Raw genomic sequence first — 14153 nt, 5'->3', positions numbered from 1 at the left:
GCACTAAGCAAGGCAAAAAGCTTAGCTCATATTCTTGTAAGGATCCTGATACCCGTGTTCAAAACATTTATAACGCTTATATTCCCACTGATACTGCTCAGGAAGTGCTTTAATGGCATCTTCTACACTGCGGTTTAAAGCTCGCAGCGATTTATCACAATCTTCGCTATAAAGATCTGGGCAAGATTTTTTGAAGACAAGCTTGAAACCACCAGGTACTCGTTCGGCATAACTCACTAGGGCTTCACAGCCTGTTTTGCTGACCAGATTACACAGTAACGTCATGGTATATGCCGGGCGGCCAAAGAACTCAACAAGCTCACCTGCGCCATCACCAGGCACTTGGTCTGGCAATATTCCAGAAATACCACCGGCTTTAATGGCCTTTAATAAGCTCATCACTCCACGGCGGTCTGTCGGCACTAAGGTAGCGCCCGATTTTTCCCGCGATTCTTGAATGATAGCGCCTACTTCCGCGTTTTTCGGAGGCTCAAACAAACTGGTAATTGGTCCAAGTGTGGCCGCGTATAGGCCAACCACTTCCCAGTTCCCCAGGTGCGGGGCGATGAGCACCATGCCCTTGCCCTTAGCCAGAGCTTCATCAACCAGCTCGCAGCCTTCAGTTTCAATGACCTTGCTACGTAACCAATCCATATCCCGCATCCACACAGCGGGCGTTTCCATCAACATAACACCGGTTTCTTGCAAGCTACGCTTGGCAAGGATCAAGCGCTCTTGCTCGGGCATTTCGGGGAAGCACATCTCCAGATTACGCTTGGTGACCTTCGCTTCACGACCATTAACAGCCCACAGTAAACTACCAATTGCCTTACCAATTGCGCGGCTTATACCCAAGGGCAATCGGGATACGGCGGCCATAAGAAAGTAAATAGGTCCTCGCTTGGGAGCGGGCGAGCTGCTGGCGTTTGTCATAGTTTCGCTGTACTTCAGGTGTATCAAGGGCGCAGCTTAACGTAAAGCGCTATAACTCCCAAGCGAAATAGGGCTTTTAGGAGCTTAGAGCCCTCTTCTACCATAGAGTTATTGCGCTTGCAGCGATATAATCCGCCCTTTTGATTCATTCTGCCGGAGGCAATTTCGCGGTGTCCGACCCCAAAGCTGATACAAGTACTTTTCAAGGGCTAATTCTAGCCTTGCAACAATATTGGGCCCAACAGGGCTGTGTGGTTTTACAGCCTCTGGATATGGAAGTCGGTGCCGGTACCTTTCACCCTGCCACTACATTACGCGCGGTAGGGCCTGAAAACTGGAATGCCGCCTATGTGCAGCCATGTCGCCGCCCAACTGATGGCCGCTATGGTGAAAACCCCAACCGTCTACAACATTACTACCAGTTTCAGGTGGTCATGAAGCCAAACCCTGAAAACTTCCAAGAACTATATCTAGGTTCATTGGACGCCCTTGGCATCGATACTACAGTTCACGATGTGCGCTTTGTTGAAGATAACTGGGAGTCTCCAACGCTTGGTGCATGGGGCCTAGGTTGGGAAGTTTGGCTAAACGGTATGGAGGTCACCCAATTTACCTACTTCCAGCAAGTAGGTGGCCTAGAGTGTATGCCGGTGATGGGTGAGATCACCTATGGTCTAGAGCGTATTGCCATGTACCTTCAGGGTGTCGATAGCATCTATGACCTAGTTTGGACCGTCGGCCCGCAAGGCCCTGTGACTTATGGTGATGTTTTCCACCAAAATGAAGTAGAAATGTCGCGCTACAACTTTGAAGAAGCCGATGTGGATTTCTTGTTCCAGTGTTTTGATAAATACGAGAGCGAATCCGCTCGCTTGGTAGAAGCAGGCCTACCATTACCCGCCTATGAAATGGTAATGAAAGCTTCTCACACCTTTAACTTGTTAGACGCCCGTCATGCTATTTCGGTCACCGAGCGTCAGCGCTATATCCTTCGTGTAAGAACCCTTGCCCGTGCGGTTTGCCAAGCGTATTACGATGCCCGTAAAGAGCTCGGTTTCCCGCTAGCCGAAGAGAGCTTGCGCAAGGAGTTTTTAGCCCGGGAGGAGGACGCCTAATGAAAAAAGATTTTTTAGTTGAACTGGGCACCGAAGAGTTACCTCCAAAAGCGCTTAAAACCTTATCAAAGGCTTTTACCCAGGGTATCGAAGACGGATTGACAGAGTTAGAACTTAACTTCGACTCTGTAAAATCCTACGCCGCACCAAGACGTCTCGCTGTGGTAGTAAACGGGCTAGATGAGCAAACCGCTGTAAAAGAAGTTACTGTTTGGGGGCCGCCGGCCAAGATTGCATTCGACGCCGATGGTAATCCAAGTAAAGCCGCTGAGGCCTTTGCGAATAAAAACGGTATTGATGTTGCTGAGTTAAAAACCGAAAACGATGGCAAGCAAGATAAGCTGGTTTACCGTAAATCCGCTGGCGGTGAATTAACCACCGGCAAGCTAGAGGGCATTATCCAAAACTCGCTAGCTAAGCTTCCCATTGCAAAGCGTATGCGTTGGGGTGCCCGTCGTGATGAATTTGTACGCCCAGTACAGTGGTTACTCATTCTGTTCGGAAACGAATTGGTAGAAGCTGAAGTTTATGGCGTAAAAGCGAATCGCGAGACTCGCGGCCATCGCTTCCACTATGATCAGACTTTAATCATCGAATCAGCAGGCGAATACGCTGATAAGCTAAACAGCATAGCCTATGTCAATGCAGACTTTGAATCGCGAAGAGAAACCATTAAACAGCAAGTTTTGGCCGAAGCCGATAAAGTAGACGGCCAAGCGATGCTTGATGAAGAGCTATTAGACGAGGTAACTGCACTCGTTGAATGGCCGGTCGCTTTAATGGGTAAATTTGAAGAGAGCTTTTTGGAAGTACCTTCCGAAGCTCTGGTTTACTCAATGAAAGAACATCAAAAATATTTCCCCGTGCAAAACGCTGCTGGCGAATTGATGCCTTATTTTATTACTATCAGTAATATTGAGAGTAAAGATCCAGCACAAGTAATTTCGGGTAACGAAAAAGTTATTCGCCCTCGCCTAGCAGATGCGGCCTTCTTCTATGAAACCGATAAGAAGATTAGCCTAAGCGATATGCGCGAGCGCTTAAAGCCCATCGTCTTCCAAGCCCAACTTGGTTCTATTTACGATAAAACCGAACGTGTTCGAAACCTAGCCCAAATGATCGCTCAACAAGTTGACGGTGACCTTGCGAAAGTACAGCGTGCCGCTGAACTGTGTAAGAGTGATCTGGTCTCTGACATGGTGGGTGAGTTTGACAAGATGCAAGGTGTTGCTGGTTACTACTACGCTAAGCATGCTGGCGAAGATGAAGAAGTAGCCCTAGCACTACAAGAACAGTACCTACCGAAGTTTGCTGGCGATAAATTGCCTAGCAGTAAAACCGGTACCATCATCGCATTGGCAGATCGCTTAGATACATTAAGTGGCATTTTTGGTATTGGTCAGAAGCCTACTGGCTCTAAGGATCCTTTCGCACTGCGTCGTGCTAGCGTAGCAGTTTTACGTCTGTTGGTAGAAAAAGAGCTTCCTTTAGATTTGGCCCAGCTATTAAAGTTGGCCACCATTAATCACGGTGACAGCATTAAAGACAGTGACGCTTCAGTTGCTACCGCTCTTGAGTATATGTTGGAACGCTTCCGCTCTTGGTACGAGGAAGAGCAAATCGCTGTAGAAGTCTTTATGTCGGTGAGTGCGAAGAACCTAACGGTTCCTTTGGATATTAATCGTCGCGTTCATGCAGTACATGCCTTCAGTCAATTGCCCGATGCGGCTGCACTGGCTGCAGCCAACAAGCGTGTATCTAACATTTTAGCCAAATTGGATTCAGCTGTGTCCGATGAGGTTAATGAAGCACTATTGCAAGAAACAGCCGAGAAGAATTTAGCACAAGCTGTCGCAGAAAAAGCCGATCAAGTAGCACCTCTATTTGCCGCAGCTAATTATACCGAGGCCCTTAGTGCTTTGGCGGATTTACGCCCAGTTGTGGATAGCTTCTTTGACGATGTGATGGTAATGGCTGATGATTTAGAGCTACGCAATAATCGCCTAGCCCTATTGAATAAGTTACGCCAGCTATTCTTACAAGTTGCTGATATTTCTCACTTGGTTCCGGCCAAATAAGGAGCCTTTAGTGAAGCTGGTCATTCTCGACAGAGATGGTGTAATCAACCACGACTCTGACGACTATATTAAGTCTGTAGAGGAGTGGCAGCCCATTGAAGGTAGCCTTGAAGCCATTGCGAAGTTATCTCGCCTTGGCTTCACGGTGGTCGTCGCGACAAATCAATCGGGCTTAGCTCGGGGTTTATTCGATCTTGACGATTTAGAAGCTATGCACAGCAAATTAAGCGATATGGTGGAAACTCGTGGCGGAAGTATTGCCGCGATTTTCTACTGCCCACACGGGCCCGATGATAATTGCAGTTGTCGCAAGCCGAAGACAGGCTTGGTCGATGCGATAGAAGTCGAGTTTGATATTTGCGCTGATGATGTGCCTTTCGTAGGCGATAGCTTACGAGATCTAGAAACTGCTCTGTCTAAAAACTGTCGCCCTATTTTGGTTCGCACAGGCAAAGGGGAAAGAACTCTCGCTAAGCTTGCTGAGCAACCGTATCCAGGGTTGGAAAATACACCTGTATTTGAAGACTTAGCAGCGGCTGCTGCTTATATTGCAGATAATTTCGGTTAAGGATAGTAACTTTGATTGCAAAGCTACGCGCAATAATTTTTTATATCGGCTACGTCATAACCGGTATCTTATACGGTGCCCTCGCACTGCCACTTATGTTACTGCCCTATTCATTTCGCTCTGGTTTTTTGGTGAGCTGGAATCGCTTTTGTTTGCTTTGGCTAAAAGTCTGTTGCGGTATCGGTATTGAAATAAAAGGCAATAAAGCTGCTTTAGAACGTCCTTGTGTGATATTAGCCAACCACCAAAGTAGCTGGGAAACACTTTTTTTACAGGCTCACTTTAATCCTGTTGCTACTATTCTAAAACAAGAACTTTTAAACATTCCGTTTTTTGGTTGGGGCCTAAGAGCGCTTCGCTCAATACCTATTGATAGGGGCAACCCGAGGGAAGCTCTAAAGAAAGTCCGTCGCGAAGGCGTATCTCGTCTAGAAGACGGCATTTCAGTCTTAGTCTTCCCAGAAGGCACTCGCAAAAAACCTGGCGAACTCGGTAACTTTGCCCGCAGTGGCGCCGATATCGCCATAGCGGCCAATGTACCTATAGTTGCTGTGGCGCACAATGCCGGCGTAGCATGGGCACCGCACAAACTGGCCAAGCAAGCCGGCGTCGTAACAATCACAATTAGTGATATGATCAGCACTGAAGATCGCAATAGCAAAGAACTTACCCAAGAAGTACGAAACTGGATCGAGCAATATAGCGTCTAATAATATTAAGGCTGCTCGCGGCCTAGCTTTGATTCATTTGTAATTCCAGCACCCAACGATGGGGGCTGCCTAATCATAAGGAGCCAGCTATGGGCTTGTCTTTTCGTAAAACTCTGATTGCATCAGCGATCATTGCCGCCGGTACTTTGTCTCAAGGTATCTTTGCAAAACCTGTAAAAGTAACCGAAGTAGAAGGTATCAGCGAGTATCGCCTAGAGAATGGTTTACGGGTTTTATTGTTCCCTGATGTCACTCAAGAGACCGTCACTGTAAATGTTACTTACCAAGTTGGCTCTAAGCATGAAAACTATGGTGAGACTGGCATGGCTCATTTACTAGAGCACCTAGTATTTAAGGGCAGCCCAAAACATAAAGACATCCCAAAAGAGCTAAGCGAACACGGTGCTCGTCCAAATGGAACCACTTGGACCGATCGCACCAACTACTTTGAAACCTTCAATGCGAGCGAAAAAAATATCGATTGGGCTTTGAGCATGGAAGCCGATCGCATGGTAAATTCTTTTATCGCCCAAAAAGATCTCGACAGTGAGATGACTGTTGTTCGAAATGAATTTGAACGTGGCGAAAACAGCCCATTCGGGGTACTACTCAAACGCCTTCTGGCAGCATCTTATAGCTGGCATAACTACGGCAAGTCTACAATTGGTGCCCGTTCTGATATCGAGAACGTATCGATTGATCGTTTAAAAGCGTTCTATAGAAAGTATTATCAACCAGACAACGCTACACTTATTGTTGCGGGTAAGTTTAAATTACAAGAGATGCTAAATAAGGTTGAAGATGCCTTCGGCCCGATACCTAAACCAGATCGAAGCTTACAGCCACTCTATACTAAAGAACCTGCACAGGACGGTGAAAAGCTTGTTACGATTCGTCGCGTTGGTGATGTTCAGCTTTATGCCACAGCCTATCATGTGCCAGCAGGCTCCCATGAAGACTTTGCTGCATTAGAAGTGCTTTCTGGCATTCTAGGCGAAACCCCTCGCGGGCGTTTGCATCAAGAAATCGTAGAGCAAAAACTTGCCAGCAGAAGTTTCGGCTTCAATTTCCAGTGGGCCGAGCCAGGCTTAATGATGTTTGGTATGGAGGTAGATCAATCTGCAGACTTACAAAAAACTATCGAGGCCAGCCACAAAGTTTTGGAAAACATTACCAAAAACCCCGTCAGCAAAGAAGAAGTAGAACGCACCAAACGTAAGCTTATTAAAAACTTTGAGCTTGGTTTTAACTCTTCAGAGAGTGTGGCTCTAGAACTGAGCGAATGGCTTGGCATGGGCGATTGGCGGCTATTATTTTTAAATCGCGACCGAATCGAAAAAGTCACAGTAGAAGATGTCCAACGTGTAGCCGAAAAATACTTAACCCGAAACAACCGAACTGCGGGTCGATTCTTGCCAGCTGAAAACCCTGAACGAATTGAAATTCCTGCAGTAGCAAGCGTAGCTGACATGCTAAAAGACTATAAAGGTCGTAAAGCTGTAAGCACCGGTGAGCTGTTTGATGCTTCCCCTGATAATATTGATAAGCGCACCAACAGTTACACTCTTGCCAACAACCTAAAAGTATCTTTGCTCCCTAAGAAAACACGTGGTGAATCCGTAGAGTTTTATTTAAGCCTTAACCTAGGCGATGAAAAGTCGTTAATGAATAAGGCCGAGATTGGTAGTGCTGCCGGAACCCTACTAATGCGAGGTACCAATAAATATACCCGCGAGCAATTACAAGACGAGTTCGATAAGCTAAAAGCCGGTGTTTCAATCAGTGGTAGTGCCAGCTCAGTCAGTGCCCGGGTTAAAACCAAGCGTGAAAATTTAGCTAAAGCAATCGACTTGGTAGCACACGTACTCAAAGAAGCTAATTTTGATGAGAAAGAGTTTGAGCAGTATAAGTCCACTGCCAAAGTGGATTTAGAGCAACGCTTACAAAACCCTCAAGCCCTCGTCTTCCGTGAGTACAGCCGTCGCCACCGTCAGGTGCCTGAAGATCACCCTTACTATGTTCCTACTTTCGATGAAAGCATCAAGCGTTTAGACAACTTAAAGCTAAATGATATTAAAGCTTTCCATAACGAGTTTTACGGTAGCGCTAACGGTGAACTGGCGATAGTAGGTGACTTTGATGAGCAAGCTATCCGTAAGGCATTAAAGAAGCATTTTGCAAACTGGGAACCGAAAACTGGTTATACCCGCATAGCTCGTGACTTTAAGGCGGTTGACAGCAATGCGCAGCAATTTAATACCCCCGATAAAGAAAATGCCGTTTTTGCCGCCACGATTTCTTTGCCGGTATCCGATAAGCATGCCGATAGCCCGGCTCTAGTTCTGGGTAACTATATGCTAGGCGGTGGTTTTTTGAACAGTCGGTTAGCTACCAAGCTACGCCAGGAAGACGGACTGAGCTATAGCGCAGGTTCCTTCTTTAACCAAAGCTCTATTGACGAGCGCAGCGCCTTAGGGATCTATGCGATATGCGCTCCTCAAAATCTGTCAAAAGTTGAAGAGGGCGTAAAAGAGGTACTTCAAAAAGTCCTAGATTCAGGTTTTACTGCCGAAGAGATAGCCAGCGCTAAATCTGGCTACTTACAACAACGCAAGATATCTCGATCCAAAGACAATGAACTCGCACCAATATTGGGCAGCAATGCCTACCTTAAGCGAGATATGCAGTGGTCCGAAGACTTTGAAGAGAAGATCAACGCCTTAACAGCGCAAGATATCCATAAGGTAATGAAACGCTATCTCGAGATCGATAAGTTTGCGATCCTAACAGGTGCTGATTTCAGTAAGACAAAGTAGTCACTCCAGAATTTAGGACTTTGCACTTTACAGTGGCACAGCCGCCTATTGGCGGCTCTTTTCATCGACAATTCCATGCTCATAGCAGGGCCTTAAGCCCTTTAGGCCCTGCTGCCAACTAAAAACAAATCTTTTTGCACGTATCCAGAATTCTGATCTATTCTCTTTTATATTAATCTTTTTTGATAAATGCCGATAAAAAATCATACTTTGATGGATCAGGGACGAGCATAACCAACAACTAGTACTGAGCAGGACCTTTTAGCCAGGCACAGGGAAATAGTATTTGCTCGGCGACAGTACATTGAATGCAAGAGCAAGGGTCAATGTTTGTATTAAAATCCACATATCAAAACTTAGAACAAGAGAACGAATCACTGCGAAAGCAACTACGACAGCTTGAACAGGATAATCTACAACTCCAGCAACCGCCTGCAGAACAAGTAGAAGAACATAGTAGTGCTAATACCAATGCTTTTGAGTCTATGCTATTAGCTTGTACCCTAGAGTGTTTAGGTCAAATAGAGCGAATTCGCGAGGCCGTACTGTCTTCTCACCAATCCATAGAAGTCGAAAGCCAATCGACAGACAAGATCAATGATTTGCTCGATGTTTCCAATGAATCTTTGAATCAGATCGTCAACGAAATGAAAGGTCTAACCAGTAATATGGGCGGAATGACCGAAAATATATCTGGCCTTTCTGAGATGGCCGATAATATTAATTCTTTCGTAGAAACAATATCTAAGATTTCAGATCAAACCAATTTACTTGCCCTTAACGCCGCTATTGAAGCGGCTCGCGCAGGTGAAGCTGGCAGAGGCTTTAGTGTTGTAGCCGATGAGGTTCGCTCGCTGGCTAATAACACGAACACTTCGGCTAACGAAGTCTCAGAGCTAGTAGGCCAGATCATTCAGTCGACTTCTGAAACTGTCCAGTCGGTTAATACCATACAAAACAGCAATAATGACTTATCCAATGGTGTAGCTCGTTTAAACGAAGATTACGGGTCTATCATCGGTTGCTGCAATACCATGAAGTCCACAATCAATAACGCCTCGCTAAGGACCTTCATTCAGACCGTTAAACTCGACCATATCGTTTGGAAAAGTGAGGTCTATGAAGTCGCGGCGGGCAAAAGCGATAAATCCATTAGTGATTTCGCCAATCATCTTAGCTGCAGGCTAGGTCAGTGGTATCAGAAAGAAGGGGCTCAAAAGTACAGTACTGTAACGGCATTTAAAAATATTGATCCACCCCATCAAAAGGTTCATGACAGTGGTTTGGCAGCATTAACCGCACTAGAGGGCGGTGACAAGGAAAATGCCATTTTATACTTCGAGGAAATGGAGCGCGCTAGCCATCAGGTAATGGATTGCTTAGATGATCTTAGTCGGCATTGTGATTTTTAAGCTGGCGTCTATATCCCCATATGTAAATGGTAGCCCTTCTAAAGTGCTACCTTTTTTGAGTTTGTTATTATTTCCAATGAACTTGTGACCTTTTTTTTATAAAGAGGTGACCGCTATGTTTTCACTGCTGGTTAGTTTATCTATTCGATAGTCACCAACTAGTCAGCAGAGGAAAGATCATGTTTTCATTAAATCTAAAGAGCCTAAGCAAGGCGGCGATAGTTACAGCTGGTATAGCACTAAGTATTTCCGCACAAGCTCAAAGAACCTTTGAATACACAGTCAAAGTTACCAATATAACAAAGGGTATTTCTTTTACCCCTGTTCTTTCAGTGGCACACAACCACAATGTACGTCTATTTAATATTGGCGAAGAAGCTTCACCTGAAGTTATCCGTATTGCTGAAGGGGGCGATATTGCTCCACTGCAAGATCAGCTAAATGCAGATCAAGGTGTTAGTGCGACGGCTCACAGCGAAGGCTTGTTAAACCCAGGGGAATCTGTAGAGATCACTTTAAGTTCGACTAATGCTTTCCCGCGCCTTAGTTTAATCAGTATGGCATTACCAACAAACGATACCTTAGTTAGTCTTTTGAATGCACGCTTACCTCACTATCCAGGCTTTACACTCACTCACTTTATGCGAGCCTATGATGGTGGTAGCGAAGTGAATAGTGAACTTTGTGCCGATATCCCAGGCCCACGTTGTGGTGGCGAGCCTTTCTCAGACGACGATCAAGGTGAAGGTTATATTTACCCTAGCCCAGGTATTCACGGTGAAGGAGATTTAAGTCGCGCAGCTTATCAGTGGGCAGACCGAGTAGCTAAGGTAGAAATTACGCGAGTTCAATAACACTGAATCTATATACTTTCTTGTCGAAAGCCAAAAAGGCGCCCTATGGCGCCTTTTTCTATAGAGCCGATTAAAGGAATTTAAACATCCAAGTTAGCTACCGCCAAGGCATTAGTCTCAATAAAGTCTCTGCGAGGCTCAACTTGATCACCCATTAGCGTATTGAATATCTGGTCAGCACTGATCGCATCTTCAATGGTTACTTGAAGCATGCGACGAGTCTCAGGATCCATAGTAGTTTCCCACAATTGCTCAGGGTTCATCTCTCCCAGACCTTTGTAGCGTTGAATATTGTAGCCACGCTTAGACTCTTTCATTAGCCACTCCAAGCCAACTTTAAAGTCTCGTGTTTCCTGTTTACGCTCACCCTTAGAGAAATATGCGCCTTCTTCCATTAAACCATTTAGGCGCTTTCCAAGTTCTACCATGGACTGGTATTCACCAGATTGGAAGAAATCATGCCCAAATTGAAAATCAGTATCGACACCGTGTGCGGTAATCGTAAAGGTTGGTAGAAAAACATGACGCTCACTGTCTTCGGTAACTGTCACATTATAGCGATGGCTTCCCGCTCTGTTTTCACCTTGCAACCTAGTTAGTAAGGACTCACTCCATTGCTGAACTTCTGATTCGCTTTTCAGTTGCTCGGAGCTAATGGCGTCTTGATAGATCATCTGTTCCAAAACTTCGGCAGGGTACAGGCGAGACAAACGATCGATAGTAGCCATTACCAATCGATAAGCAACAACCAATTCCTGTAGAGAGCTGCCTGTAATTCCAGGGGCATCCTTATTGACATGCAAGGCACCTGTCTCTAGAGCAACGTTAGTTAAAAACTCTTCTAACGCCGCCTCGTCCTTCAAGTACTGTTCTTGCTTACCTTTACTGATTTTATAAAGCGGTGGTTGTGCAATATACACATGACCACGCTCAATAAGCTCTCGAGTTTGGCGGAAAAAGAATGTTAATAGGAGCGTACGGATGTGTGATCCATCAACATCAGCATCCGTCATGATAATGATGCGATGATAACGAAGCTTGTCAGGGTTAAACTCTTCAGCACCAATACCACAACCTAACGCGGTAATAAGGGTCCCTACTTCGGCGCTTGAAAGCATTTTATCAAAACGTGCTTTTTCAACGTTAAGGATTTTACCTTTCAACGGTAAGATAGCTTGGGTTCGACGATCACGGCCCTGCTTTGCAGATCCACCCGCCGAATCACCCTCCACTAGGTATACTTCTGATAAAGCCGGATCCTTCTCCTGGCAATCAGCCAGTTTTCCAGGTAAACCTGCAATATCCAGGGCCCCTTTGCGGCGAGTCATTTCTCGAGCTTTGCGTGCCGCTTCTCGGGCTTTCGCCGCTTCAATCATCTTACCAACTACCGCTTTTGCTTCCTGCGGGTTTTCTAGCAAGTAGTCACTAAAGGCTGCCCCCATTTCTTGCTCTACGGCGCCCTTTACTTCAGATGAAACCAGCTTATCTTTCGTCTGAGATGAGAATTTAGGGTCAGGAACTTTCACAGAGATAATTGCGGTTAAACCCTCACGAGCATCATCGCCGGTAGTCGAAACCTTTTCCTTCTTACCCATACCTTCTTTTTCGATATAGTTGTTTAATCCACGGGTAAGCGCTGAACGGAAACCTGCTAGGTGTGTACCGCCATCTCTCTGGGGAATATTATTGGTATAACAGAAAAGACCTTCTTGAAAGGAGTCGTTCCACTGCAATGCCACCTCTACACCGATACCGTCATCTCGCTGTATGTCAAAGTGCATCACTTGGTTTACGGTGTTTTTGTTTTGGTTTAGATATTCAACAAAAGCTTTTAGGCCACCTTCGTACTCAAAGACATCTTCTTTCGCGGTACGTTCATCTTTAAGAACAATTCGAACACCTGAGTTTAGGAATGAAAGCTCTCTCAGACGCTTTGCCAGCTGGTCATAGTTGTACTGTATATTGCTGAAGGTTTCAGCTGAAGGTACAAAATGTACTTCTGTACCGCTAACCTCAGTGTCACCCACGATGGTTAATGGCGCTTGAGGCACACCATGATGGTAAACTTGCTCGTGAATCTTGCCTTCTCGACGAATAGTAAGTTTAAGCTCTGCAGATAGAGCGTTTACTACCGAAACGCCTACACCGTGCAGCCCACCGGACACCTTGTAGGTATTATCATCAAATTTACCGCCAGCGTGCAGTACAGTCATGATAACTTCGGCTGCTGAGACCCCCTCTTCGTGCATTTCAGTAGGAATACCACGGCCATTATCTGAAACAGATATGGATTCATCGGGGTGAATTACGATTTTAATCTCGGAGCAATGCCCTGCCAGGGCCTCATCAATCGAGTTATCAACGATTTCAAACACCATATGGTGTAAACCGGTTCCATCATCCGTGTCACCAATGTACATACCTGGACGCTTACGCACAGCATCCAGGCCCTTTAGTACCTTAATACTGGACGAATCATAAGATGATTCTTCTGACATAGCATACTCCGTTGTTGTATAGGTAAACGCTTTACCTATAGTCTGAGCTTTTAGGGCTCTTGTTTTATTTGTTCCACATTGCCATGTTTCACGTGAAACATGGCAATCTTATCTCGTTCTGTTTCTTTCCATGCAAGCGAAAGGCTTTCTAACTCAATGGCAGTAACGAAAACCTGTGCGCCGATGACATTTAGCCAACTTGCCAATCGTTTTTGATTGCCTGAATCCAGTTCAGCGGGCAAATCATCAACTAGATAGATGCATTGCCTACCACTAAGCTCACTGTACGTTTTACCAATCGCGATTTTTAAAGCACAAACCAGTAACTTTTGTTGCCCCCTAGAGAGAGCCTGATCAGCAGCATGACCCGAAACCTTTATTTTCAGGTCTGCTTTCTGAGAGCCATACCAGGTGTAACCTAGTTTATAATCACGCTCTCGACCAAGATCGAGCTGCTGTTCAAGCGTTTTATCCCTGTCCCAACCTTTGTATAGCTCGAAACTAACGCCCTCTAAAGGGACAAAATCGCTGATAACAGCTTCTAAGTTCTGCTTTAGATACTTAAAGCACTCCAGCCTCATCGCCTCTAATTGATGTGCTTTATCACACATCTCAAGCTCCCAAGGGCGGATTTCGAAGCCTTCTATTCTACCACGTCGCAGCAAACTATTCCGTTGTTTAAGCGCTTTAGAATAGCCTTTCCAGGCATCATGGAACCCATGTTTCACGTGAAACACTAGCCAATCCAAAAATGAGCGTCGCTCCTTTGGGCTGCCCTCTATCAAGGAAAAACTATGGGCATCAATCATTAAGGTGGGAAGCAATGAGGCCAAACTAGAAGCTGAATTGACAACCCTACCATCAACCTTTGTTCTGGATGCGTTGTTAGCGCCGCTTCGTTCAAGACCAATTTTGTGAATTGAATTATTGCTTGTATGTTCAGCGTATAGCGTTAGTGATGCGCTATCGTGCTTAATGAGGGGTTTAATCTTATGACTTCGAAACGATCTGCCGCTACCTAATAAGTAGATAGCTTCCAGCACGCTGGTCTTACCGCTACCGTTAGCGCCGTATATAAAATTTAGACGAGAACTTGGATTCAAATTCGCTGAACCCAAGTTACGTAGATTGTTAATAGAAATGCGTTGAAGTGGCATCAAAAAAGCAGG

At 45.5% G+C, this 14153-nt stretch carries 10 protein-coding genes; 7 read left to right on the top strand and 3 right to left on the bottom strand.

All coding sequences use genetic code 11. The features are described from left to right. Window positions 1–21: 21 nt before the first annotated feature. A complete protein-coding gene (locus Q1A41_RS13895; protein ID WP_299980184.1) occupies window positions 22–879 on the bottom strand; it encodes a lysophospholipid acyltransferase family protein in 858 nt (285 codons plus the stop codon). A 224-nt stretch (window positions 880–1103) separates the two neighbouring features. On the opposite strand from Q1A41_RS13895, the gene glyQ reads away from it, so the two are divergent. The 7 genes from glyQ (at window position 1104) to Q1A41_RS13860 (ending at window position 10486) form a co-directional block, all read left to right on the top strand. Next, the gene (glyQ, locus tag Q1A41_RS13890; RefSeq protein ID WP_299980181.1) at window positions 1104–2048 is read left to right on the top strand and encodes a glycine--tRNA ligase subunit alpha; all 945 of its coding nucleotides are present in this window, start codon (window positions 1104–1106) and stop codon (window positions 2046–2048) included. Further along, window positions 2048–4126: a glycine--tRNA ligase subunit beta gene (gene glyS, locus Q1A41_RS13885; RefSeq protein ID WP_299980178.1), complete on the top strand. Its 2079-nt coding sequence runs from the start codon at window positions 2048–2050 to the stop codon at window positions 4124–4126. The genes glyQ and glyS overlap by 1 nt, the downstream gene beginning before the upstream one ends. 10 nt (window positions 4127–4136) lie before the next feature. Then, window positions 4137–4694: a D-glycero-beta-D-manno-heptose 1,7-bisphosphate 7-phosphatase gene (gmhB, locus tag Q1A41_RS13880; protein ID WP_299980175.1), complete on the top strand. Its 558-nt coding sequence runs from the start codon at window positions 4137–4139 to the stop codon at window positions 4692–4694. 11 nt (window positions 4695–4705) lie between these two features. Next, window positions 4706–5404, top strand: coding sequence for a lysophospholipid acyltransferase family protein (locus Q1A41_RS13875; RefSeq protein ID WP_299980172.1), 699 nt, complete (start codon window positions 4706–4708; stop codon window positions 5402–5404). Between the two features lie 89 nt (window positions 5405–5493). After that, complete coding sequence (locus Q1A41_RS13870; protein ID WP_299980169.1) at window positions 5494–8220, top strand: pitrilysin family protein; 2727 nt, start codon at window positions 5494–5496, stop codon at window positions 8218–8220. A 326-nt stretch (window positions 8221–8546) separates the two neighbouring features. After that, window positions 8547–9632 carry a methyl-accepting chemotaxis protein gene (locus tag Q1A41_RS13865; protein WP_299980167.1) on the top strand — a complete coding sequence of 362 codons (1086 nt, stop codon included), beginning with the start codon at window positions 8547–8549 and terminating at the stop codon, window positions 9630–9632. 179 nt (window positions 9633–9811) lie between these two features. Further along, the gene (locus Q1A41_RS13860; protein WP_299980164.1) at window positions 9812–10486 is read left to right on the top strand and encodes a spondin domain-containing protein; all 675 of its coding nucleotides are present in this window, start codon (window positions 9812–9814) and stop codon (window positions 10484–10486) included. An 80-nt stretch (window positions 10487–10566) separates the two neighbouring features. On the opposite strand, the gene gyrB is transcribed toward Q1A41_RS13860, so the two are convergent. Together gyrB and recF are read right to left on the bottom strand one after the other, a co-directional pair. Further along, entirely contained in the window at window positions 10567–12984 is a 2418-nt protein-coding gene (gene gyrB / locus Q1A41_RS13855; protein WP_299980161.1) for a DNA topoisomerase (ATP-hydrolyzing) subunit B, read from the bottom strand. Between the two features lie 50 nt (window positions 12985–13034). Then, window positions 13035–14141 (bottom strand): DNA replication/repair protein RecF, encoded by a 1107-nt coding sequence (gene recF / locus Q1A41_RS13850; protein ID WP_299980158.1) that lies wholly within the window; start codon window positions 14139–14141, stop codon window positions 13035–13037. Between the last annotated feature and the right edge of the window lie 12 nt (window positions 14142–14153).

The sequence above is a fragment of the uncultured Pseudoteredinibacter sp. genome (assembly GCF_947502065.1).
GTDB lineage: Bacteria > Pseudomonadota > Gammaproteobacteria > Pseudomonadales > Cellvibrionaceae > Pseudoteredinibacter.
The sequence above is the reverse complement of the archived record's forward strand: the minus strand, read 5'-3'. Positions and strand labels throughout refer to the sequence as shown.